The sequence below is a fragment of the Arthrobacter sp. 01T425 genome (assembly GCF_056398725.1).
This window is the reverse complement of sequence record NZ_JBFTPY010000010.1, coordinates 21,327-43,617: the sequence shown is the minus strand read 5'-3', so window position 1 is coordinate 43,617 and position 22,291 is coordinate 21,327. Positions and strand designations below refer to the sequence as shown.

General features: G+C 68.0%; 19 protein-coding genes, 1 tRNA gene and 2 riboswitches. Of the genes, 8 read left to right on the top strand and 12 right to left on the bottom strand.

Annotation, left to right across the window (positions count from 1 at the left end; translation table 11 throughout):
• Positions 1–9 precede the first annotated feature (9 nt).
• Positions 10–1,611 (top strand): chitinase, encoded by a 1,602-nt coding sequence (locus AC1DNG_RS12280; RefSeq protein WP_476887447.1) that lies wholly within the window; start codon positions 10–12, stop codon positions 1,609–1,611.
• 75 nt (positions 1,612–1,686) lie between these two features.
• On the opposite strand, the gene AC1DNG_RS12275 is transcribed toward AC1DNG_RS12280, so the two are convergent.
• Entirely contained in the window at positions 1,687–2,484 is a 798-nt protein-coding gene (locus AC1DNG_RS12275) for a DUF998 domain-containing protein (protein WP_476887446.1), read from the bottom strand.
• Positions 2,485–2,566: 82 nt separating this feature from the next.
• Between AC1DNG_RS12275 and AC1DNG_RS12270 the strand changes: the two genes are divergently transcribed.
• The 3 genes from AC1DNG_RS12270 to AC1DNG_RS12260 all read left to right on the top strand — a co-directional run bounded on the left by AC1DNG_RS12270 (position 2,567) and on the right by AC1DNG_RS12260 (position 3,662).
• A tRNA-Arg gene (locus AC1DNG_RS12270) sits at positions 2,567–2,639 on the top strand.
• 1 nt (position 2,640) lies between these two features.
• Positions 2,641–3,258 carry a DUF6314 family protein gene (locus tag AC1DNG_RS12265; protein ID WP_476860154.1) on the top strand — a complete coding sequence of 206 codons (618 nt, stop codon included), beginning with the start codon at positions 2,641–2,643 and terminating at the stop codon, positions 3,256–3,258.
• Positions 3,255–3,662 (top strand): NUDIX hydrolase, encoded by a 408-nt coding sequence (locus tag AC1DNG_RS12260; RefSeq protein ID WP_223914278.1) that lies wholly within the window; start codon positions 3,255–3,257, stop codon positions 3,660–3,662. The genes AC1DNG_RS12265 and AC1DNG_RS12260 overlap by 4 nt, the downstream gene beginning before the upstream one ends.
• 46 nt (positions 3,663–3,708) lie before the next feature.
• Here the strand turns inward: AC1DNG_RS12260 and AC1DNG_RS12255 are convergent, their stop codons facing one another.
• Entirely contained in the window at positions 3,709–5,622 is a 1,914-nt protein-coding gene (locus tag AC1DNG_RS12255; RefSeq protein ID WP_476887445.1) for an ABC transporter ATP-binding protein, read from the bottom strand.
• A complete protein-coding gene (locus AC1DNG_RS12250) occupies positions 5,619–7,286 on the bottom strand; it encodes an ABC-F family ATP-binding cassette domain-containing protein (RefSeq protein ID WP_223914280.1) in 1,668 nt (555 codons plus the stop codon). The genes AC1DNG_RS12255 and AC1DNG_RS12250 overlap by 4 nt, the downstream gene beginning before the upstream one ends.
• 278 nt (positions 7,287–7,564) lie before the next feature.
• On the opposite strand from AC1DNG_RS12250, the gene AC1DNG_RS12245 reads away from it, so the two are divergent.
• From AC1DNG_RS12245 to AC1DNG_RS12235, 3 genes are read left to right on the top strand one after another with little or no spacing between them, the layout of a single operon-like run.
• Positions 7,565–8,311: a hypothetical protein gene (locus tag AC1DNG_RS12245; protein WP_230012263.1), complete on the top strand. Its 747-nt coding sequence runs from the start codon at positions 7,565–7,567 to the stop codon at positions 8,309–8,311.
• Positions 8,308–9,039: a hypothetical protein gene (locus tag AC1DNG_RS12240; RefSeq protein WP_476858029.1), complete on the top strand. Its 732-nt coding sequence runs from the start codon at positions 8,308–8,310 to the stop codon at positions 9,037–9,039. Before AC1DNG_RS12245 ends, AC1DNG_RS12240 begins: the two co-directional genes overlap by 4 nt.
• Positions 9,040–9,082: 43 nt before the next feature.
• The gene (locus tag AC1DNG_RS12235; RefSeq protein WP_476887444.1) at positions 9,083–9,826 is read left to right on the top strand and encodes a hypothetical protein; all 744 of its coding nucleotides are present in this window, start codon (positions 9,083–9,085) and stop codon (positions 9,824–9,826) included.
• A gap of 258 nt (positions 9,827–10,084) precedes the next feature.
• On the opposite strand, the gene AC1DNG_RS12230 is transcribed toward AC1DNG_RS12235, so the two are convergent.
• The 9 genes from AC1DNG_RS12230 to AC1DNG_RS12190 form a co-directional block, all read right to left on the bottom strand.
• Positions 10,085–13,120: an alpha-mannosidase gene (locus AC1DNG_RS12230; protein WP_476887443.1), complete on the bottom strand. Its 3,036-nt coding sequence runs from the start codon at positions 13,118–13,120 to the stop codon at positions 10,085–10,087.
• Between the two features lie 90 nt (positions 13,121–13,210).
• Complete coding sequence (gene fdhD / locus AC1DNG_RS12225; RefSeq protein ID WP_243181614.1) at positions 13,211–14,083, bottom strand: formate dehydrogenase accessory sulfurtransferase FdhD; 873 nt, start codon at positions 14,081–14,083, stop codon at positions 13,211–13,213.
• Positions 14,084–14,216: 133 nt separating this feature from the next.
• Entirely contained in the window at positions 14,217–15,731 is a 1,515-nt protein-coding gene (locus AC1DNG_RS12220) for a molybdopterin molybdotransferase MoeA (protein WP_476887442.1), read from the bottom strand.
• Positions 15,728–16,015: a DUF6457 domain-containing protein gene (locus tag AC1DNG_RS12215; RefSeq protein WP_079555354.1), complete on the bottom strand. Its 288-nt coding sequence runs from the start codon at positions 16,013–16,015 to the stop codon at positions 15,728–15,730. The genes AC1DNG_RS12220 and AC1DNG_RS12215 overlap by 4 nt, the downstream gene beginning before the upstream one ends.
• A 21-nt stretch (positions 16,016–16,036) precedes the next feature.
• Positions 16,037–16,708: a molybdenum cofactor guanylyltransferase gene (mobA, locus tag AC1DNG_RS12210; protein ID WP_476887441.1), complete on the bottom strand. Its 672-nt coding sequence runs from the start codon at positions 16,706–16,708 to the stop codon at positions 16,037–16,039.
• Between the two features lie 94 nt (positions 16,709–16,802).
• Entirely contained in the window at positions 16,803–17,303 is a 501-nt protein-coding gene (locus tag AC1DNG_RS12205; RefSeq protein WP_026266867.1) for an HNH endonuclease, read from the bottom strand.
• A gap of 219 nt (positions 17,304–17,522) precedes the next feature.
• On the bottom strand, positions 17,523–18,281 hold the full coding sequence (locus tag AC1DNG_RS12200) for an NlpC/P60 family protein (RefSeq protein WP_230009730.1): 759 nt from the start codon (positions 18,279–18,281) through the stop codon (positions 17,523–17,525).
• Positions 18,282–18,576: 295 nt separating this feature from the next.
• A riboswitch (cyclic di-AMP (ydaO/yuaA leader) is annotated at positions 18,577–18,746 on the bottom strand.
• A gap of 136 nt (positions 18,747–18,882) precedes the next feature.
• Positions 18,883–19,704 (bottom strand): M23 family metallopeptidase, encoded by an 822-nt coding sequence (locus AC1DNG_RS12195; protein ID WP_476851273.1) that lies wholly within the window; start codon positions 19,702–19,704, stop codon positions 18,883–18,885.
• Positions 19,705–19,708: 4 nt separating this feature from the next.
• Positions 19,709–19,923: riboswitch (cyclic di-AMP (ydaO/yuaA leader) on the bottom strand.
• Between the two features lie 150 nt (positions 19,924–20,073).
• Positions 20,074–20,769, bottom strand: coding sequence for an iron-dependent transcriptional repressor DtxR (locus AC1DNG_RS12190; protein WP_079555358.1), 696 nt, complete (start codon positions 20,767–20,769; stop codon positions 20,074–20,076).
• Positions 20,770–21,128: 359 nt separating this feature from the next.
• Between AC1DNG_RS12190 and serC the strand changes: the two genes are divergently transcribed.
• The gene (gene serC, locus AC1DNG_RS12185; RefSeq protein ID WP_476872048.1) at positions 21,129–22,259 is read left to right on the top strand and encodes a phosphoserine transaminase; all 1,131 of its coding nucleotides are present in this window, start codon (positions 21,129–21,131) and stop codon (positions 22,257–22,259) included.
• Positions 22,260–22,291 lie beyond the last annotated feature (32 nt).

Sequence of the window (22,291 nt, the reverse complement as noted above, 5' to 3'; positions counted from 1 at the left end):
GGGGGCCCCGTGTCCGAACGATTCCCAGGCCGCAAACTATCTGTGGTCCGGCTGGGTGTACTCATCGGCGCCGTGGTGGCGGCCGCCGCCGGCGGCGTTGTCGCATGGGGCAACTTCCAGGACGTCCGGGCGGCCGAGGCCATCCCGTCCGTTTTCTCGGGATATGTCGATGTCACGGCCACGCCCCGGTACGCATTCGAGGACCCGGCGTCCAAGGAAGCCGAAAAGGTCGTGCTGTCCTTCGTGGTGGCTGATCCCAAGGAGCCGTGCTCACCTTCCTGGGGGGCGGCCTACTCCCTCTCCGACGCCGCGGCCTCACTGGACCTGGACCGGCGGGTGGCCCGGCTTCAGCAGCTCGGCGGCAGCGTGGCGGTGTCCTTCGGCGGGCTGGCCAACCAGGAGCTGGCCGTCACGTGCACCGATCCTGCCCAGCTCAAGTCGGCGTACCGGACCGTCGTCGACCGCTACCAGGTCAGCAGCATCGATCTGGACGTGGAAGGCGAGGCCCTGTCCGACCCCGCGGCCCTTCAGCGGCGCTCAGTGGCCATCGCCGCGCTCCAGCAGGAGCGCCAGCGCGAGGGCAAGTCCCTGAGCGTCTGGCTGACGCTGCCGGCGGATCCCAACGGCCTCACGGCGACCGGCAGCGACGCCGTCCAGAAGATGATCGCTGCGGGGGTCGACCTCACCGGCGTGAACGCCATGACCATGGACTACGGGGGGAGCATGCTGCCGGGCCGGTCGATGTACGAGAACGCGGTATCCGCCGCGGAAGCCACCCATCAGCAACTGACCGGCCTGTACCGGGCCGCCGGCACCGAACTCGGCAGCGGAACGGTGTGGCGCAAAGTCGGGTTGACGCCGATGATCGGCCAGAACGACGTCGCCGGCGAAATTTTCACCCTCAAGGACGCCCAGGAACTCAGCGCCTACGCCAGTGCCCGCGGCATCGGCCGGCTTTCCATGTGGTCCCTGAACCGTGACCGCACCTGCAGCCAGAACTTCCCGGACGTCACGAAGGTTTCCGATGGCTGCAGCGGCGTGGACCAGGGAAGCTCGTCCTTCGCCACGATCCTCGGCGCGGGTGTCATGGCCAGCCCGTCGTCTGCGCCTGCCGCCGCGGCTGCGCCGACGCCGGTCCCGGCCGTCAGCGACAATCCCTCCACCAGCCCGTACCCGGTGTGGTCCGAGAACACCGCCTACACCGCCGGGGAGCGGATCGTATGGCATTCGAACGTCTACGAGGCCAAATGGTGGACCCGCGCCGACACCCCGGATGATCCCGTCCTCCAGGGCACCGCGACCCCCTGGCGCATTATCGGTCCGGTCCTGGCCGCTGACCGGCCTACCCCGCAGCTGACGGCACCGGCCGGGACCGCCCCGGCGTGGCAGCCCGCCACGGTCTACCGCAAGGGCGCACGGGTGCTCTTCGAAGGTCGGGTCTTCGAAGCAAAATGGTGGACCCAGACCGACAGCCCCGAAGCTGCGCTGCAGGGATCGCCGGAATCGCCGTGGTCAAAGCTGCGGGACGAGGAACTGATGAAGCTCATGGCCCCGGCGACGGCGACTGCCACCCCGCTTCCCAGCGCGACGGCGTCCGCGCCGGCGCCCTAAGGGCCCGCTTCACCGGGCCCGGGCCCTCCAGCCCGGGCCTTGTGGCCTGCACGGGCCTGCCTCAACGTGTCTGCCTCAGCGGGCTTGGGCCCGGGCGAGCTTGCGCGCCGTGCGTTCGTGTTGGACCCGCTGGGCGATGACAAGGCCGGCCGCGGCGACGCCGACGGTGATGGGATAGCCCATGAGCCGTTCCAGGGCACCGGGTTCCGGCACGTGCATGCCCGTCAGCCCGCCCGCAATGAGCGCCGCCAGGGACACGGCCCCGCAGCCCAGGATGAACCACCCGAGCGGCGTCTGCCGGAGCCAAAGCCAACCGAGAATCAGGAGCGCCAGGGCCCCGGCGGCGAAGTACATCAGGGCGCCGGCCACGTGCCAGGCCGATCCCGTGTCCTCGGGCACCAGCCCCACGATGACCGTTCCTGCCCCGGCGGCGCCGGTCAGCAGCCGGGCAGCGGCCGCTGCCACCACCCCTGCGCCCCAGCGCGCGCGGCCGTGCGGCCGCCCCGATACCCGGCCGCGCCGGAGGGGCACTCCGGTCCGCGCGGCACAGCACAGGAGCGCCGAGCCGAGCAGCAGCGCGCCGACCACCATGCCAAGGCCTTGGACCACAAATGACGCGTTCATCAGCAGGTGCGCCGGAGAGCAGACGTCCCGGCCGGAGAACTCTCCGCACGCCACGGCGCCGAGGTCGCTGATGTAGCCCGTGCGGCGGCTGTATGGCTCCGCTCCCGCCCAGGCACCGATCACAGCCGACTCGGCCACGAAATACTGCAGCACGCTCAGCTTCGCCAGGGCCCCGACGTAAAACCTGGTCGCGGCCACATCGGGGTAGTAGAGGGCTCCGGCGGAAAGCTCGGTGGTTCCTGCAGTCATGCCAAGAGCGTAGTACGCGCGCTCACCTTGTATGCTTATATCCGTGTCCGACCGGACCGGCCCCGGCCGCCCGCGGATACCCGCCCTCGTAGCTCAGTGGATAGAGCACGGCTCTCCTAAAGCCGGTGTCGTTGGTTCGATTCCAATCGAGGGCACTTGAACATTCCTGCCCCGGACGAAACCCCGGACACGGGTCCGGGCTTTGACCTCCGCGCCTACCTGCGCGGCTCCTGGTCCGTCGACCGCACCCTGCTGGACCGCAGCACCGGCACCAGCGGAACCTTCACCGGCGTCGTACGCTTCACTGCCGACGACGACGGCGGCCTGTGGTGGCGTGAAGAAGGCACCGTGCGCTGGGCACCCCCGGGCGGTGCGCCGTTCTCCGGCCCGGCGAGCCGGGAATATCTGTTGCAGCCGGCGGACACCCCCGATGTCCTGGACGTGTACTTCCCGGACGGCCGTCCCTTCCACCGCATGGGCTTCGCCGGGCAAACCAATCAGGACGAGCACTGGTGCGACCCTGACACGTACCGCGTGACGTACACCTTCCGCGGTCCGGACCAATGCGGCTACCGCTGGGACGTCACCGGGCCGGCCAAGGACCAGCTGCTGGAGTCCGTCCTGCGACGGCTGAAAGCAAAACCAGACGCAAGACCAGAGGCACGACCAGGAACAGGCCCGGATCCGGATCCGGAGACAAAGCCACGCGTGATGCCGGATGTGACCCCCGATGCGACGCCGGATGCCGCGCCGGATTCAGGGCGCGCCGGGTGAACCCGCGCATCGTCGTCTCCGCCGTCTGCGTTTTCGATCGCTCCGGACGCCTCCTGACCGTCCGCAAACGCGGCACGGACAAGTTCATGCACCCCGGCGGCAAACCCGAGGCCGGCGAAACAGCGGCCCAGGCTGCGGCGCGCGAGCTCCAGGAGGAAGTGGGGATCGTGCTGGCCCCGGACCGCCTGGACCTGCTGGGTTGCTGGCTGGCGGATGCCGCCAACGAGGCGGCCACCCAGATCGAGGCCACGGTCTTCACGGCGCCCGGGGTGTGGAGCGCCCGGCCGTCGGCGGAAATCGCCGAGATCCGTTGGCTGGACCTGTCCGCCGAGCTGCCCGGCGACCTCGCCCCGCTGCTGACGGACCATGTGCTGCCGGCCCTGTCCGCCAAGCCGTCCTGCTAGGACCTCCACCGGCCAGGACCTCCAACGCCGGCTTCCAAACGGCGGCTCAGTAGCCGGGCACGGATTCCTGTGCCACCGCGCTGGCCTCGGAGAACTGCGTCCGGTACAGCTCCGCATAGCGGCCCTCGGCGGCGAGAAGCTCCCGGTGGGTGCCGCGCTCCACGATCGAGCCGTCCTCCACCACCAGGATCGCGTCCGCCGCACGGATCGTCGAGAGACGGTGCGCGATCACGACGGCGGTACGGCCTTCCAGCGCGGCGCCCAGCGCCTCCTGGACGGCGGCCTCGTTGGTCGAATCCAGCGCGGCGGTGGCTTCGTCGAGGATGACCACCCGCGGCTGGGCGATCAGCAGGCGGGCGATCGTCAGGCGTTGCCGCTCGCCGCCGGAGAGCCGGTAGCCGCGCTCCCCCACCACAGTGTCCAGCCCATCGGGCAGGGACCGGATCATGTCTTCGAGCCGGGCGCGGCGCAGCGCATCCCACATCTGCTCTTCGGTGGCCTCCGGCCGGGCCAGGCGCAGGTTGGAGGCGATGCTCTCGTGGAACAGGTGACCGTCCTGCGTCACCATGCCGAGGGTCGCGCGCATCGAGTCGAACGTGAGGTCACGGACGTCCACGCCCGCGCCGGGCGTCGTGCCGCCGAAGCGGATGGCGCCGGAGTCGACGTCGTACAGGCGTGACAGGAGCTGCGCAATGGTGGACTTGCCCGCCCCGGAGGAGCCGACGAGGGCCACCGTCTGGCCCGGCTCCACCCGGAAGCTGATGCCGTGCAGCACTTCCTCGCCGCCGCGGGTGTCCAGGGTCAGCACGTCCTCCAGGGAGGCCAGCGAGACTTTGTCCGCCGAGGGGTAGGCGAAGCGGACGTTGTCGAACTCCACCGAGAGCGGACCTGGCGGGGAGGCCACCGCGTCCGGCTTCTGCTGGATGAGCGGCTTGAGGTCCAGGATCTCGAAGACGCGTTCGAAGCTGACCAGGGCGCTCATGATCTCGACCCGCGCGTTTGAAAGTGCCGTGAGCGGCGCGTACAGGCGGGTGAGCAGCAGTGCCAGCACGACGACGTCGCCCGCGTTCAACTGCCCGGCGAGCGCGAGCCAGCCGCCCAGGCCGTAGACCAGTGCCAGTGCCAAGGCCGAGACCAGTGTCAGCGCCGTGACGAAGGTGAACTGCAGCATGGCGGTGCGGACGCCGATGTCCCGGACGCGGCCGGCCCGGAGGGCGAACTCGCGGGATTCCTCGTCGGGGCGGCCGAAGAGCTTGACCAGCGTGGCGCCAGGCGCGGAGAAGCGCTCGGTCATCTGGGTGCCCATGGTGGCGTTGTGTTCGGCGGCTTCGCGCCGCAGATCGGCCAGCTTGGAGCCCATCCGGCGGGCCGGGATCAGGAAGATCGGCAGCAGGATCATGGCGAGCACGGTCACAAGCCACGATTTGTTCAGCATCACCGCGAGGGTCAGCGCCAGGGCCACGACGTTGCTGACCACGCCGGAGAGCGTGCCGGCGAAGGCTGACTGCGCGCCAATGACATCGTTGTTCAGCCGGCTGACGAGGGCCCCGGTCCGGGTCCGGGTGAAGAACGCGATCGGCATCTTTTGGACGTGGTCGAAGACCTTCGTGCGCAGGTCCACGATCACGCCTTCGCCGATAGTGGAGGACATCCAGCGCGTCACCAAGCCGATTCCGGCCTCGGCGATCGCGACGACGGCGATCAGGACGGCGAGCCAGATCACGGTTCCGGCATCCGCGTGGGCGATGATCGCGTCGACCACCTGCCCGGCGAGGACCGGGGTGGCGACGGCCAGGAAGGCCATCACGATGGACAGCAGCACGAAGGCGATCAGTTTGCCGCGGTGGGGGCGGGCAAAACTGAAGACGCGCTTCAGGGTCTCCTTCGAGAACGGCTTGGACCCGCTGGAGGCGCGGGTGATGTTGTAGAGGGAGCTCCAGGCGACCCGGTCCATGCTCATTTGGTGTTGCCTTTCGGGGCATCGGCGTGCAGTTCGGTGACGACGCCGTTCTCGACGTTCCAGCGCACGTCCAGGCGGACGTTTTCCAGCAGCCGGCGGTCGTGGGTGACCAGCAGTAGCGCGCCGTCATAGCTGTCGAGGGCTTCCTCGAGCTGTTCGATGGCGGGCAGGTCAAGGTGGTTGGTGGGTTCGTCCAGAACGAGCAGGTTCACGCCGCGGGCCTGCAGCAGCGCCAGGGCTGCCCGGGTCCGTTCCCCCGGGGAGAGGGAGTCCACGGCCCGGTTGGTGTGATCGGCTTTGAGGCCGAATTTGGCCAACAGGGTGCGCACCTCGGCCGGGGTCTGCTCCGTCAGGACGGCCTCAACGGCGTCTGCGAGCAACAGTCCGCCGGCCAAGAGCCCGCGCGCCTGGTCGATCTCGCCGACGGCCACGGACGCGCCCATGGACGCGTCACCGGAGTCGGGCTGCTGGACGCCGAGCAGGAGCCGGAGCAGGGTGGATTTGCCGGCGCCGTTCGGACCCGTGATCCCGATCCGCTCCCCCGCATTCAGCTGCAGATTCACCGGGCCGAGAGTGAAGTCGCCCTGCACCGCGACGGCGTCGCGCAAGGTGGCCACGACGGCGCTGGAGCGGGGTGCCGCCCCGATGCTGAACTGCAGCTGCCATTCCTTGCGCGGCTCTTCCACTTCTTCGAGCCGGGCGATGCGGGACTCCATCTGCCGGACCTTCTGGCCCTGCTTCTCGGAGGACTCGGTGCTGGCCGCCCGGCGGATCTTGTCGTTGTCCGGGTTCTTCTTCATCGCGTTGCGGACGCCCTGGGAGCTCCACTCGCGCTGGGTGCGGGCCCGGGAGACGAGGTCCGCCTTGGTGTTCGCGTACTCCTCGAAGCGTTCCCGGGCGTGCCGGCGGGCAACGGCGCGTTCCTCCAGGTAGGCCTCGTAGCCGCCGTCGTATACCGCCACCGAGTTCTGGGCCAGATCCAGTTCCACGATCGTGGTGACGCAGCGCGCCAGGAACTCGCGGTCATGCGAGACCAGGACGGCGCCGCCGCGCAGGCCCTGCACGAAGGCCTCGAGCTTGGCCAGGCCGTTGAGGTCCAGGTCGTTGGTGGGTTCGTCCAGGAGCACGATGTCGAACCGGCTCAGCAGCAGGGCGGCGAGCGCCACGCGGGCCGCCTGGCCACCGGACAGGCCAGTCATTCCGGCGTCGGGGCCCACATCGAGGCCAAGGTCCGCCAAGACGGACGGGATGCGGTCCTCCAGGTCAGCGGCGCCGGAGGCCATCCAGCGGTCGAAGGCCAGGGAGTAGGCGTCGTCGGAGCCCGGAGCGCCGGAGCCCAGCGCCTCCGCGGTGGATTCCATCTCCAGGGTCGCCTGGGCACAGCCGGTGCGCCGGGCGATGTAGCCCGCGACCGTTTCGCCGGCAATCCGTTCGTGTTCCTGCGGCAGCCAGCCGACAAAGGCGTCGGCGGGTGCCAGGCTCACGGTGCCTTCCTGCGGACCGTCGACGCCGGCCAGCAGCCGGAGCAGGGTTGATTTGCCGGCACCATTGGCGCCGACGACGCCGACGACGTCGCCGGGGGCTACGGTCAGGGACAGCTTCGAGAAGAGTGTGCGGTGATCGTGTCCACCGGAAAGATCCTTGGCAACAAGGGTTGCAGTCATTACTTCATCCTCTCACTGCGGCCCAAAACGGGCCTCCCGTCTGGGAGAAACTGCGGGTCCGGACGGGACAGAAAACCGGCCGGGCATAGAAGAACCCGCCGGTCCGGACTTGGGGGGTGTACGGACCAGCGGGTTCGACCATTTAGCATAGTTGAATTAGGACCTCACGCAAAATCCCAGCCCGCACCGCCACACCGCCGCCACCCCCCGCCTCAATCGTCGCTGCCCCACCGCATGCCAGTAGCCATACTGCCCGTCGACTCCGCAGGAAGCCCTAGATGCCACTACCCGCAAAGGCGTTCCAACTCTGGCTTCATCGGGTTGCCCCGTCCGCGAGCACAGCCGATCTCTGCCGGATCTCCGGGATCAAGCGCACCACCTTCGCCCAGCAGTTGGTCCGCGGGAAGGTGGCCGAAACCACCCTGGTCAGCATCAGCCGGGCCCTGGATTTGAGTCCGCTGGCGGAACTCGCTTCCTTCGAGCACTATGCGGAGCTGGCCGCCCCGCCGCAGCCGCCGACCCCCGCCGAACTCGTCAGCCAGGTCGCCACTATGGACCTGTTGCGCGCCGTCATTTCGCGTTCTTCCCCGGCCTACGGCGGCTACGGTGACCAGGGCAGCTCAATGACCCCGGCTCTGAGCCCCGCACCGCACGCCACGTCGGTCCGCAACTGGGTGGATGCGATTGACGATGGTGAATTGCGCCACCGGGTTTCGGCCGCCACCGGGGTGGCACCGCAAAATTACTCCGCGCAGCTCACGGCAAACCGGCTGTCCCCCGAGCTTGCGGTCGCGACGGCCCGCGCGGCGGGCGTAGGCTTCACGGGCGGGCTCGTCGCCACGGGCCTGATAACTGAGGCTGAGGCCGGCTGGACGGCCGGCGCGAAGCAAGCCGCGTTGGACGCTCTTTCCGACGGCGACCTTAGCGCCCTGGCCGGGGAACGTCTTCAGGCGCTCGGAAAATCGCTGCGGCGCCATGAGCAGGAGCAGGCACAAACACAAAAGATTTGGGAGAACCTCGGATGATCGCGATCCTGCAGTGGACCACACTGGCGATGTGCTGCGTCGCCACGCTCGTCCGCGTGCCCAGTGTCCTGCGGGGTGAAAACCGGTCCCTGTTCTGGATCCTTGCGCTGATGACCCTGGCAATCCTGCTCAGCATCGATGCCCCGTATCTGGCCGTGGACCAAGCCCTGGGAGGCATGAACGTCGCCAACCTGCTGCTGCGCTTCGTCATTTTCGCCGTCATCTTCTTCCTTGGTCTCCGGATGGCCCGGGGCTTCAGCGCGTGCGACGCCCTGCGGCTCATCACCGGCCCCATCGGCATCGCAGTAGCCGCTGCCGCCTCGGCTGTGGTGGTAGTGGTCTTCCTCATGATGGATACCGCCGGCTCCTCGGCGGGTTTGGTCGCCGTGTTCGCCAAGGACGGCCGCAATGCCGCCCTGGTGGAGTATTACGGGGCCGCCGGGCGCCTGTACCCCGCGTTCATCACCGCGGCCCTGTTTCCGGCGATGCTGCGGACCCTGCGCAGCGGACTTCCGGCCCTTGTCCGGTCCAGCGCCGGGTTGCTGGCCGTGGGCACCGTGGCCATCTGCCTCAGCCTGCTCTCCCCGGTCATCCCTCCGCCCCTCGGGTTCATGCGGTTCGTCATCAACTACTCAGCGGTCCTGTGCCTGGTCCTGGGACTGTGCATGATCTGGCTGGCTAAGACGCTTGCGAAGCGTGCGCCGAAGAAGCATGCTGGCATGATCTGACCACTTTGGGGCTGAGCAGGCAAGCGATGTGGGAGAACCGGGAATGATTGCAACCCTCCAGTGGGGCACGCTGATCATCTGCACCGTGGTGCTCCTCCTCCGCGTTCCGGATGCGATCCAGGGGCGGAACAGGACCGTCTTCTGGATCCTGGTGCTCGCGACCCTGTGCAGCCTGCTCTCGGTGCCCGGCCCCTATGAGGCGATAGATGGGGCGCTGGGGGGATGGAACCTCGCCCACCTGATCTTGCGCTTCCTCGTATTCGCCGCGGTCCTGCTGGTCGGTCTGCGCGTGGCGCGGGGCCTGGCAGACGAGCCCGGCTACCGCCTCATCGCGGGGCCGGCCGGGCGCTGGGCCCTGGCCCTCAGCGCCGTCGTCGTGGCGGTGACCTTCTTCTTCATGGACACCCGCGGGTCCTCGGCCGGCATGCTGGACATCGCGGACAACGGTGGACGCAATGCCGCCCTGGCGCCGTTCTACGCCGCGGCCGGCCGCACCTATCCTGCTTTTGTCTCCCTCGCCCTGCTGCCGGCATTGGTGGCCACCACCAGGAGCCAGCTGCCGCGGCTGGTGCGTGCCGCGGCCCTCCTGACATGCCTCGGCGCCCTCGCCACCGCCTGCAGCGTACCCGCCTCCTTCGCCCCGAAAGCGTGGACCCTCGCGCAGCAGACGGTCAACTATTTGGCCGTCCTGGGCTATGTCCTGGGCCTGGGACTGTTCTGGGCTTCCGGGCTCGCCGCCAAAGAATCTCATAACGCTCGCGCAACATTTCGCAAGAAGCAAAAGTAGGCATTCACAAAATCATTAGACCGTGAGAGAATCATGAATGTGTGAATGCGGCAATCGCTTCGTGTACGGAAGTCAGCCGTGCGAAGCAGAGGCAGCCGTCCAAGCGCCATTGGGGGGATGAGTGGTAGCGGTCCGGTAGGACCGCTCCCACTCAGCCTGTTTAAGGGGTTTTCCGGTTGTTCCCGACAGTATTCGGATTCCCCGACACTGCCGGCCGGATTCCCCTGCGGGAAAGGCGGCGTCAGGCGGCCCTGCCTGTCAGCGCATAAACCTCAGCGTGACCAGCTGGAACGGCCGCAAAGTAAGCTCAGCGGAATCGCGGCCCGCCGTCACTCCCGGGGCATCGACGGGCCGTTCCAACAGATCCACGGCGCGCAGCCCGCGGACCGGGAAATTGGCCTTCACCGCGCCGGTGGACCGCTCCCCCAGTGCTTCGTAAAGCCGGACAATCACATCCCCGGAACCGTCTTCAGCGAGTTTGACCGCTTCAATGACGAGGGCCCGGTTGACCACCGTGACCAGCGGCTCCACCCCGTGCGCCCCGTGCACCACCCGCGGCGCCAGGTTGGTGCGGTAGCCCTCTTCGACGGCGTCGGCGATCGTGGCGCCCGGACGGACCGTGACGTGCAGCTCGTGCCTGCCCTGGTCCGCGCCGGGATCCGGAAACTTCGGTGCCCGCAGGAGCGAGAGCCGCACTGTGGTGGTGGTGCCGCCGTCGTCCTCCCGGACATTGCGGGTGACGTCGTGGCCGTAGCTGGAAGCGTTGGAGATCGCCACCCCATAGCCCGGCTCGGCGACGTGGATCCAGCGGTGGGCGCAGATTTCGAATTTCGCGGCCTCCCAGGACGTGTTGACATGGGTCGGGCGGAACACGTGCCCGAACTGCGTCTCCGCCGCCGACCGGTCGGCCCTGACATCCAATGCAAAGCCCAGCTTGAGCAGCTTTTCGCTCTCCTGCCAGTCCACGGCCGTAGTGATCGCGAGCGAGTCTGCACCCGGCGCTAGTCTAATCCGTTGGGTCACCGCGGAGGACCCGGCCATCCGCTCCACCACCACGACGGCGTCCGGGTTTTCGCCCCGGGGGTCGCGCTCCAGTGCCACCGAAAGCGCCTGTTCCAGACGGACGACGTTCCTGCGGTAGAAGGCGTCGATGTCCCACGCGTCCCATTCATTGGGCGTGTCCCGGTGCAGCTCCAGGAGGTTTCCCACCTCGCCGGGAGCAATCGCCTCGCGTCCGGTGGCCCGGTCCGTGAGGGAGACCAGCAGTCCGCGGGCATCCACCACGGCACGGATGATGCCATTGTCCAGGATGTAGCCGCCGCCGTCCTCAGTGACCTCTACCGGCTGCCCGGGCCGGACCGGTTCAGCAGCCGCCAGGGCCGGCACGCCCAGGCGCTCGTGCGGGGCGGCGTTGAGCAGGAATTTCCGGCTGCCGGTGCCGAGGGCCGCCGCCGCGGCGTTCGTGATGATCGCTTCCAGTCCCCGTTCGACGGCGGCGTAGTTCCGTTCGGCGTCCTGGTGGACCCAGGCGATGGAACTTCCCGGCAGGATGTCGTGAAACTGCTGCAGCAGGACCAGCCGCCAGAGGCGCTTGAGCTCCGCAGCCGGGTAGCGGTGCCCGGTCCGCACAGCCGCGGTGGCACTCCAGAGCTCGGCTTCCCGGAGGAGGTGCTCGCTGCGCCTGTTCCCCAGCTTGGTCTTGGCCTGGCTGGTGTAGGTGCCGCGGTGCAGTTCCAGGTACATCTCCCCCACCCAGACCGGAAGGGGCTCATACTCGGCCTGGGCCTGGCTGAAGAAGCTGGCCGCCGAGCCGACCCGCACCTTCGGGGATCCTTCCAGATCCGCCGTTCGCTGCGCTGCGGCCAGCATCTCGCGGGTTGGGCCCCCGCCGCCGTCGCCGTACCCGAACGGAACCAGCGACGTGCCTCCGCGTCCGTGGTCCCGGTAGTTCCGTTCTGCGTGCGCCAGGTCCCGGGCACTGAGGTCGGAGTTGTAGCTGTCCACCGGTGGGAAATGGGTGAAGATGCGGGTGCCGTCGATTCCTTCCCAGTTGAAGGTGTGGTGAGGCATCCTGTTGACCTGGTTCCAGGAGATCTTCTGGGTCAGGAACCAGCGGCTGCCTGCGGCCTTGATGATCTGCGGCAGGGCGGCGGAATACCCGAAGGTGTCCGGCAGCCACGCCTCCTGGCAATCGACCCCGAATTCGGCCAGGAAGAAGCTTTTACCCTCGAGGAACTGCCGTGCCATGGCCTCGCCGCCGGGCATGTTGGAGTCGGATTCGACCCACATCCCACCGACGGGAACGAACTGGCCGGCGCGGACCTTGTCCCGGATGCGCCCGAAGAGCTCCGGATAGTACTCCTTCATCCACGCGAGCTGCTGGGCGGAGGAGCACGAAAAGATGAAATCGGGATTCTCGTCCATCAGGGCGACGACGTTGGAGAACGTCCGGGCGCACTTGCGGATGGTTTCCCGGACCGGCCACAACCAGGCCGAATCGATGTGGGCGTGGCCCGTGGCCACGAGCTGGTGCGCCGAGGCATAGGCCGGCCGGGACAGGGCTCCGGCCAAGGCGGCCCGTCCGGCCTCCGCGGTCCCGGCAACGTCGTCGGGGTCCATGATGTCCAGCATGCGTTCGAGCGACCGCAGGATGTCGTGGCGGCGGGGCAGGTCCATGGGCAGTTCGTGCATCAGCCCGCTGAGCGTGAGGATGTCCTGCTGCAGTTCCCAGACGGTCTGGTTGCGCTCGGCGATGGCGATCCTGCCGAGGCGGTACTTCGGCTCGCTGCCCGACGTCGCCTTGTCGCCGTAGGGGGTGGCGGCGAAAGTCCAGTTCTGGGACAAGTCGGGATTGGCCGCGGCTTCGACGTAGAAGTCAACGGCCATGCCACTGCCCAGGAGCTTGAGCGGGATGTACTGGTTCCGCGGCGAGATCGCCTTGATGATGGTCCCGTCGGACCGCCAGGCAATGCCTTCGCACTGGAATCCCGGGAGGTCGCCGCTGAAGCCGAGGTCCACGAGGACTTCCACGGAGGTTCCGGCCGCGGTTCCCCAGGCGTCCGGCACCTCACCCCGGAGCCGGAGCCACTTGGTGCTCCAGGGCCGGCCCCAGGCCACGCCGTGTTCCTGGGGCGTGAACTCCTGCCGCAGGGCCTCGAGCACCGGCACGGGTTCGTCCGGCGCGTCCCAGTTGCTTAGCGTCAGCGGCACGCTGCGCGGGTAGACTGCCGGGCCGATCCGGTCACGCAGAAAGCGGTCCAGCCGGACTTCCGTAAGACGGCGGTCGTCGTGCAATGTGATCCTCTTCAGCGCTGGGGGGTCCGATCGACTCCAATCGATGGATAAAACTTACGCCGCGGAGAACCCGTTGGCCAACTGTTGCCCCTAGCCGGCCGCGGGCGCCGGAACGGCTACGCGTTGCTGGCCCGCGTACACGTTCAGGCTGGTCCCGCGGCTGAACCCGGCCAGTGTCATCCCGCTGGCCTCGGCGAGCTCGACGGCCAGGCTGGAGGGGGCACTGACAGCGGCGAGGACCGGGATGCCGGCGAGGGCAGCCTTTTGGACGAGCTCGAACGATGCACGGCCGGACACCTGCAACACGGTGCCCCGGAGCGGGAGCAGGCCTTCGCGGAGCGCCCAGCCCACCACCTTGTCCACCGCGTTGTGCCGGCCCACGTCTTCGCGCAGGCACAGCAACTCGGCCGAGCCGTCGTCGGAGATCCTGAAGAGCCCGGCGGCGTGCACGCCGCCGGTGACTTCGAAGACCTCCTGGGCGGACCGGAGGGCGTCCGGGAGGGCCGCGAGCGTTTCGACGGGGACGGTCAGCGGATCGTGTGCCGGGCTGTAGTGCGAGGACTTCCGTACGGCATCGATCGAGTCAGTGCCGCAGATGCCGCAGGAACTGGAGGTGAAGACGTTGCGTCCGGTCTCGGGTCGTACGACGTCGGGCCTGAGCTGCGCCTCCACCACGTTGAACGTCTGCATGCCGTCGGCGTCCTCGCCGGCGCAGAACCTGAGCGAGACCAGCTGTTCGGGAGCCCAGATGATCCCCTCCGAGACGAGGAAGCCTGCGACGAGGTCGAAGTCATTGCCCGGCGTTCGCATGGTAACGGAGAATGACATGTTGCCGAGCCGGATTTCCAGCGGTTCCTCGACGGCAAGGACGTCCTCCCGGTGCCGGACCGGGAATTCGAGGGCCTGCGGGGACCCGTCCAGGACGATCTTGTGCACCTTGCGGCGCTGTGTCACACGGCCCATCCGGTGCTCCTAAGCAACATAGTGTGCCGCTGTTGAAGCTAGCGGCTGTTTGAATCTTTGGCTGGTTCCATCATTGTAAGTGCCTGATCCTGGCGGCGTGCCTTGTCTCTGCGCCGGCGCAGCGGGCCAGGACTCAGCCCAAAAGGGCACTCCAGTCCACCGGCCCGTCACTGGCCGAGGTTTTCCTGGCGGTCCGCTTCGCCGCCGGCTTCTGTTCGGCGGCCGCTGCCGACGCGTCAGGCAACGGCGCACCCCACGGGAGGGCGAAGGCGGGGACCAGTTCCCCCAGCTGCACGCCATGGGGCGGGACCACCAGCACACCGTCGGCGGCGGCCAGCCCCCGCATCATTCCCGGGCCGGTGTGCTGCGCCGGCGATGCCATGCCATAGAGCAGCCGGAAGGGCATGAGCCGGGTCCGGCCCGGGTCGGCGTCAATTGTCGAGCCGCAGGGCACCTCGCTGAGCGGGGGGATCGCGCCGTGCCCGAGTGCCGCCAGGAGTGGGGCACCGATCGTGGACAGCGCCATCATGGCCGCGAGCGGGTTCCCTGGCAGGCCGAGGATGTAACGGCCGTCCGGCAGCTCGGCCAGCACGGCGGGGTGGCCCGGGCGCATGGCGATTCCGTCGATCAGCAGGCGGCCGCCGAGCTCGGCGACCGAGCGCCTGAGGTGGTCTGTCCCGGAGCGCCCCGTGCCGCCGGTGGTGACCACGACGTCGGCAGGCAGGTTTTCACCGGCAGGATCGGTGTCCTCGAGGGCGGCGAGCCACTCGGCGTAGGTGTCGCCGACTTTCACTTCTTCGGTACAGATCCCGCCGAGCATCCCCACCACGGCGGCCAGTTGGGGTCCGAAGGTGTCGCGGACCTGCCCGGGTGCCGGTATCCCGCTCGTCACGACCTCGGAGCCAGTGAAAACGAGGCGGACCACGGCCTTGCCGAGCACGGGAAGGGTGTCACTTCCGGCCAGCGCGGCGAGGGCCAGATGGGCCGGGTTCAGGACCGTGCCGCGCTTGATCAGTACGTCTCCGGCGGCGGCTTCCTCCCCGGCCTTCCTGATATGGTCGCCGTTGCGCGGGTCTCCCGGCTTCGCGGTGCCGCCCAGCTTCAGGACGGGCAGGCCGTCCTCGTCGGCGTCGATGATGCCGCTTTCGCTGCGCAACACGGCCTTTGCCCCGGGCGGGATGAGGCCGCCGGTGGCAATCGGGCTGGCCTGATGTGGTGCCAGACGCTGGCCGGGTTCGGCCAGGATCCAGGGGCCGCTGCCGTTGACGGCCCAGCCGTCCATGGCAGAGGAAGCGTAATGGGGCATGTCCTGCCGGGCAACGACGTCCGCCGCGAGCGTCCGGCCAAGCGTCTGCCGCAGCGGAACAGGGGCGGCCGGGATGGGAACGGCGCACTCGAACGCGAGTTGCCGGGCCTCCTGCCACGTGTGGGCCAGGTGCTTATGCGGCTCCGCGGCAGTGTCCTCGTCCGCTGCATCCTCGCGCGCCGCGATGTGAGGGCCTCCAGGGCCGTCTACGGGAGCCCCTCCACCGCCAGTTCCGGCGCCATTTCCGTCGGTATCGTTGACGCCATCTTCACCGCCATCTCTGACGCCATCTCCACCTGCGGCGGTGGTGGGGCCGTTGCCGTCCGGGGCCGCAGCCGTCATGCCCCGGAAGTTTCGGCGGCTGCGTAGTCCTTGGCGAGCCGGCGGGCCACGGCCATCGCGGACTCCATGGACACGGAGTCCGTGGCCTGCCCGGAGCCTGAGGCCAGGCCGGCCGCAAAGCCGGCAATGAATGTGGTCAGCGGTGCCGCCGGGCGCACCACGGAATGGGCGGCCACGCCGGCCAGGGCGAGGACCTCATTCACGTCAATCTCAACGTCGTCCAGCTCCAGGGCCTGGAGCAGGGCACGGCACCAGTCTTCCAGTGTTTCGTCCTGGCTTTTCACCGTTTGCCTCCATGGTCGAGTTCAGCTGTGCAGAGCCGGGCCGGAGCCCGGACCGCCGTCGGGAATCCTGCCGGATACCCCCAGTGCGAACGCGTCATCCCAGGTGTCGACGTCATCCGTGGAACCCGGGGGAACGCGAACTTCCCGCACGTCCAGCCTAGCAAGAAGGGCGAACACCGATGCGTTTTCCAGCCGGTCCCGGGACGCGGCGTCCGCGACAGAACGTTGTAGCACGGCCGTGCCATAAAAGCCCGCGAGCGGCTGTTTCCGGCCGTCGGCCGAGACGGCCATGACGCCGTCGGCCGCGTCCCTTTCCGGCGTGCCTGCACCGGACGCGGCCAGCGCCTCGGCCAGGGCACGGACCGCGCCGGCCGACCGGGGCATGTCACACGCCAGGACGAGGGTATAGGGCGCGGCTGCTGCGTGCCGGTTCGCGTGATCGGCGGCCAGGGCGGCCAGCCCCGCCGCGATGGCTGCGGCCGGACCCGCGAAGGGCGGCTCTTCCCGGCAGGTCAGGACGCCGCCGGGCAGGCCCCCGGGATCGGGGCCGACGACGACGGTGCGCCCCGCCGCGCCGGCGGCCCGCAGTGACCGCTCCAGGAGGGTGGCGCCGTCGTAGATCAGCCCGGATTTGGGCACGCCGCCGAGGCGTGAGGACCGCCCCCCGGCGAGAATGATGGCATCGAACTCCATCGTTTCAGCCTAGCGCGGCGCCAGCGGCCACCGAACAAGCCGTCACGTGCGCCGGCAGCGTCTTCACCGGCTGATCAATCAGCAAGGGGGCAGATCAGGCAGCCGATTCAGGCAGCAGGAACGGATCCCAGGCCGGCGTCGGCTTCTCGAGTTCCTTGATCTGCCAGATGGCACCCTTTGGCGGGCCCGGAACAAAACCGATCTTCCAGCCCATCTCCGCCGGCGTATGGTCGCTCTTGGCGTTGTTGCACCGCAGGCACGCCGCCACCAGATTCTCCCAGGAGTCGGCCCCGCCCCGCGATTTGGGCTGGATGTGGTCGATGGTGTGGGCAGCCTTGCCGCAGTACGCGCAGCGGTGGGCATCCCGGCGCAGCACGCCGCGGCGGCTCACCGCAGTCATCGTGTTGTACCTGGGCCGGATGTAGCGGTTCAGCAGGATCACGGACGGGCGGCCCAAAATGTCCTGGGGGCCGACCACGGGGTCGTCCCCTTCGGCCACCACGCTGGCCTTTCCGGTCAGGACAAGGACGAGCGCCCGGCGGAAGGTGATGACCGCCAGCGGTTCATATCCAGCATTCAGAACGAGAGTGCGCATCCGCATACCTCTTCACGGCCGCACCCGCCAGCGGCACGAGGGCCGGCTGCCCTCTGCATGGTCGGGCTATGGATCGACAACACAAGAGTAAACACTCAAGTGCCGGATCACCGAATATTTTTTCACCGGCGCGGTCCCCGGCGCGGAAAGTTCACTGCGCGGCAACGCAAAAGACCCCCGCCTGCAGGCGGGGGTCTTTTGGAATGCTGGGGTTCGTGCTTAGGCGCCGACGCGGATGAAGACCGGGCCGGAGCCGACGTTGACGCTGTACAGCGCGGTGGTGCCGCCGTTCCAGCCGCCGTGCACTGCCATGCCGTTGCCGACGTAGACCGCGATGTGAGCCATGCCCACGCCGCCGTTCTGGTAGTAAGCGAGGTCGCCCGGGCGTGCCTCGGCGGCGCTCACGGTGCGTCCCAGGGACAGGTAACCTGCCGGCCAGCCGTGGTAGTGGATGCCTGCCGCGGCCAGGGCGTTGGTGGCGAGGGCGGTGCAGTCCTGCGCCACGCCGATCTGTGCGTAGGCAGCGGCGGCGATGGTCGCGCCTGCGCCGCTTCCGATGCCGGCGGGGGCCTGGGCAGCGACGCCGCCGCTGACGCCAAGCTCGGTGCCGCCGGCGCGGGTGGCCGTGGCGTCCTGGACCTTGACGACGGGCTTGGGAGCCTCGACGACGGGAGCCGGCGTGGTGGTCACGGCGGGCTTCTCGTAGGAGATCGCGATGGTGGAAGCGGCCGAGATGGTGGCCGGAGCTGCGGACTGGACTTCCAGGGCCGAAGCGGAGGTCGATTCGCGCTGAACATTGGTTTCAGCAGCGTTGGCTGCGATTCCGCTGGTCAGGACCAGACCGGAAGCTGCGGCGATGACCGCGGCCTGACGGCCCACGCCGCCGGCGTTGTCGCCGACAGCCTTAGCAATAACAGCCAGCGAGTTGGTCTTGGTGACCTCGGCGCGGTGCCGTGCAACGTTTGCACGAGTAGTCATTAAGTTCTCTCTTTCGTGATCCTTGGACCGCGCGCTTTCGGGCACGGACTGAGGACGCTCCGGCATCTTGGGGGTACGCCGGATCGCCCCGAAATGGGTTACTTAGCGAAGGGTGTACTGCGAAGACGCGCCAAAAGCGGAAACTGCATGCTGTCCGGGCTCGCTAGAGATTGAGCCTGCGGAACGTGATCCAATCCGGGCGCCGGCAAGGGCGGCACGTGATGTGGATTCCAGCGGGCTCGACAGAGCCTCGCCGGTGCGCATGCGCGCAGAATTGTGGCGTGAAGACACGAAAGTAGCCTCTCCCAATGCCTACGAGGTGAGCTGTCGGATTCGGATGGGAGTCACCCGGCCGCGCTGCTTCCTGGGAAGCTTTACGACTTAACCCCAAGGCCTTCTTTCGAAGGCCAAAATTGGTTCCCCCGCCCCTGCCAGACGATGTAATGCGAACGGACCTTGAGCGGTGGCAGAGCTAGGCAATCCACTCAAGAGCGCCAACTTCGGAAAAGTTGGCGTGCTTCAAACCCTACAGCAGTCCGGATCCAATGTCACATTCAGATCACGGCGTGTCACAGGAAGTTGAGAGCAGCCCATCGTCTTTTTAGAGCCAGCCGAGCGGATCAACGACATCGCCGTTGACCATCACTTCAAAGTGGAGGTGGCAGCCCGTGGAGGCGCCGGTGGTTCCGCTCATGGCGACGACGTCACCGCGGGAAACCTTCTGGCCGACCTTGACCGAGGCCGAGGACAGGTGGTTGTACGTGGTCTCCAGGCCGTTGCCGTGATCGATGACCACGCGGTTCCCCCCGCCGAAGGGATGCCAGCCGTTGAAGGTCACGGTGCCGCTGGCGGCCGCGTGGACCGCCGTGCCGCACTGGGCGGCGAAATCCTGGCCGCGGTGGAACTCCCCCGCGCCCCCGGTAATGGGGCTGACGCGGTAGCCGAAGGGCGAGGCCGTGACCAGCTGGTCGAGCGGCGCACCCAGGGTGCCGGCCGATGCCGCGCGGGTGATGGTGCCCACAGACTGGGCGCTCAGCAGCTGCTTGAGTTTCCCGTCCGGATCGCCCTTCGTGGTGACGGCCGTACGGTTGAAGTCGACTTTGGCGGCGGCGGCAGCGGTGACATCCGGCTGCACGGCAGCGGAGAGCGCGCCGGACCCGCCCGGATTCGAAGCCATCACCGGGCTCGTGACGGGGACCGTCACGGTCAGAACCAGACCAGTTGCGGCCAGGGCGATCCCGGCCTTCTGCCCGACCCCGCTGGCCGCGGCAAAGTCCGTGACCTGGCGGAACGGACTGCGACGGCGACGGCGTTCATCCCGGTGCACGTCCCGCGGGCGTTCGGCCGTGTGTGCGACGACGGGACGCGGCTCCGGAGCGGGACCGGTCGCGCGGCGACGGCCCCTGGAGGTCTGGGTGGTCAAGAACGGTTCCTCTCTGGATGGCCTGCGAAGTTAGCTGTCGGATTCGGGTCAGAGAGATCAAAGACCCGGTCCGCCGTTGCAAGCAGCCACGCACAGATGCATCCCCAGGGGATCCTTCGGTGGAAGCTGCTTGCCGCTGACGGACTTCACCCCAAGGCTGCCGAAGTAGCAGCCGAAAGTGGTTCCCCCGCCCCTGCCAGGAGGTAGTTCTGCGACTGATCCGCTGGCAGGGCTCGGCTTCGGATCAGGTAACGCTTTGGTATCGGTACTGGGCACTAACTATAGGCGATTAAGCCGCCCGGTAATAAATCCGTAACCGCAATTGTGGACAACTCGTGGGTCGTCCCATGACCGGCGCGTAGTGGCTGGTCAGGCGACTGTTACAAAGACGTGCGCGGCAACCTCGGGCGGCAGTTCCAGGGCACCTTCGATATCGGGGACGCGGACCGAGATGTACTCCCCCACCCGCTCCAGCGAGACAAGCGCGCCAGGCCTGATTCCGCCCTCGTCGAGCTGGGCCAGAAGCTCCGGCTCCACCTGGATCGGCTCCGCGAGCCGGTTGACCGTAACCCTGGAAGTTACCCCGTAGCCGGCCATGGCCTCCAGCAGGTTCACAGGCCTGTCCACGGGGGCGCCATTGGGCACGCCGCCAAGATCCGCAAGCCCCGGAATGGGGTTTCCGTAGGGCGAGACCGTCGGGTGGTTGAGCATCTCGAAGATTCTTCGCTCGACGCGTTCGCTCATGACATGTTCCCAGCGGCACGCTTCCTCGTGGACGTAGGCCCAGTCGAGCCCGATCACGTCCGCGAGGAGGCGTTCGGCCAGACGGTGCTTGCGCATGACACCGATTGCACGTTTCCGTCCGGTTTCCGTCAGTTCAAGGTGCCGGTCGCCGGAAACAACCACCAGCCCGTCGCGCTCCATCCGGCCGATCGTCTGGGACACAGTGGGGCCGGAGTGGCGGAGCCGTTCGGCGATGCGGGCGCGGAGGGCAACGATGTTTTCTTCTTCAAGTTCCAGAATGGTCCGAAGATACATCTCCGTGGTATCGATCAGATCCGTCATTCAGCTCAGCTCCTCGAGCGCAGTCCTAGCGTCATTCCCACCGTACCGCGTGCGGGCTGCATGCAGGATGCGCCCAGGCGGAAACCGCCGTACGTTCGCATGCCAGCCTAGCCTATTTTGAATTACTCCGGATAATCTTTCGATCGACCTGGAGCTATTGTCCCAGCCCCAGCCGGCCGGCCGTCCCCGGCGTCTCAATGACCGGACTATGACAGGCCTTTTTCCGTATCGCCGGGGGCTGTCAGGCAAAATAAAACAGGCAGAATAAAACAGGCAGAATGAAAAGTGGTGTCCGTGGTGGCCATCCCTGCCCGCCACCTCCCAGCCACGCTACGAACCAGCCGAAAATTGGAGCCACTGTGAGCGACACCAGCATCACGATCCCCGCCAACCTCCTGCCCAAGGACGGACGGTTCGGCGCCGGCCCGTCCAAAGTCCGGCCGGAACAGATGGACGCCCTCGCCGCGGCATCGTCGAAGCTGCTGGGGACCTCGCACCGCCAGGCGCCCGTGAAGAACCTGGTCGGCTCGGTGCGCAGCGGCCTCAGCGAATTCTTCCGGGCACCGGAAGGCTATGAAGTGGTGCTGGGCGTCGGCGGATCTACCGCGTTCTGGGACATTGCCAGCTTCGGGCTCGTGGAGAACAAAGCGCAGCACCTGTCCTTCGGCGAGTTCGGCTCGAAGTTCGCCTCCGCCACCAACAAGGCGCCGTTCCTTGCCGAGTCCTCCATCATCAAGGCCGAACCCGGCACCCGCCCCACCGCCCGGGCGGAGGCCGGCGTCGACGTCTATGCGTGGCCGCAGAACGAGACCTCAACCGGCGTAGCCGCCCCCGTCCAGCGGGTGGCCGGCGCCGACGAGGGGTCGCTGGTGCTCGTGGACGCGACCTCGGCCGCGGGCGGGCTGGACGTGGACGTGGCGGAGTCGGACGTGTACTACTTCGCGCCGCAGAAGAACTTCGCGTCCGACGGCGGCCTGTGGCTGGGCCTGTTCTCCCCGGCCGCGCTGGAACGGGCGGCACGGATCAAGGCCGGCAACCGCTGGATTCCCGACTTCCTTGACCTCCAGACGGCGATCGACAATTCCCGGCTGAACCAGACCTACAACACCCCCGCACTGGCCACCCTGGTGACCCTGGACGCCCAGGTGCAGTGGCTCAACGCCAACGGCGGCCTGGACTTCGCCGCCGGCCGGACCGCGGATTCTGCAGGCCGCATCTACCGCTGGGCCGAAGCGTCCGAATACGCCACGCCGTTCGTGGCCAAGGCCGAGGACCGCTCGAACGTGATCGCCACGATCGACTTCGATGACTCGATCGACGCCGCGGCCATCGCCAAGGTGCTCCGCGCCAACGGCGTCGTCGACACCGAGCCGTACCGCAAGCTGGGCCGCAACCAGCTGCGCATCGCCACCTTCGTGGCGATCGAGCCCGACGATGTCTCGGCACTGCTCGAGTGCATCGATTTCGTCGTGGCGGAACTGAAGAAGTAGCCCTGCGTCCGGCGTCGTCACGGCCCTGAGAA

What these genes read in the sequence shown, in the direction of transcription:
- AC1DNG_RS12250 (WP_223914280.1), bottom strand. Translation starts at nt 7,286, where the DNA reads ATGACTGCAACCCTTGTTGCCAAGGATCTTTCCGGTGGACACGATCAC.
- AC1DNG_RS12220 (WP_476887442.1), bottom strand. Translation starts at nt 15,731, where the DNA reads ATGACGGCTGCGGCCCCGGACGGCAACGGCCCCACCACCGCCGCAGGT.
- AC1DNG_RS12205 (WP_026266867.1), bottom strand. Translation starts at nt 17,303, where the DNA reads ATGCGCACTCTCGTTCTGAATGCTGGATATGAACCGCTGGCGGTCATC.
- AC1DNG_RS12190 (WP_079555358.1), bottom strand. Translation starts at nt 20,769, where the DNA reads ATGACGGATCTGATCGATACCACGGAGATGTATCTTCGGACCATTCTG.
- AC1DNG_RS12255 (WP_476887445.1), bottom strand. Translation starts at nt 5,622, where the DNA reads ATGAGCATGGACCGGGTCGCCTGGAGCTCCCTCTACAACATCACCCGC.
- AC1DNG_RS12235 (WP_476887444.1), top strand. Translation starts at nt 9,083, where the DNA reads ATGATTGCAACCCTCCAGTGGGGCACGCTGATCATCTGCACCGTGGTG.
- AC1DNG_RS12240 (WP_476858029.1), top strand. Translation starts at nt 8,308, where the DNA reads ATGATCGCGATCCTGCAGTGGACCACACTGGCGATGTGCTGCGTCGCC.
- AC1DNG_RS12275 (WP_476887446.1), bottom strand. Translation starts at nt 2,484, where the DNA reads ATGACTGCAGGAACCACCGAGCTTTCCGCCGGAGCCCTCTACTACCCC.
- AC1DNG_RS12200 (WP_230009730.1), bottom strand. Translation starts at nt 18,281, where the DNA reads ATGACTACTCGTGCAAACGTTGCACGGCACCGCGCCGAGGTCACCAAG.
- AC1DNG_RS12245 (WP_230012263.1), top strand. Translation starts at nt 7,565, where the DNA reads ATGCCACTACCCGCAAAGGCGTTCCAACTCTGGCTTCATCGGGTTGCC.
- fdhD (WP_243181614.1), bottom strand. Translation starts at nt 14,083, where the DNA reads ATGGGCCGTGTGACACAGCGCCGCAAGGTGCACAAGATCGTCCTGGAC.
- mobA (WP_476887441.1), bottom strand. Translation starts at nt 16,708, where the DNA reads ATGGAGTTCGATGCCATCATTCTCGCCGGGGGGCGGTCCTCACGCCTC.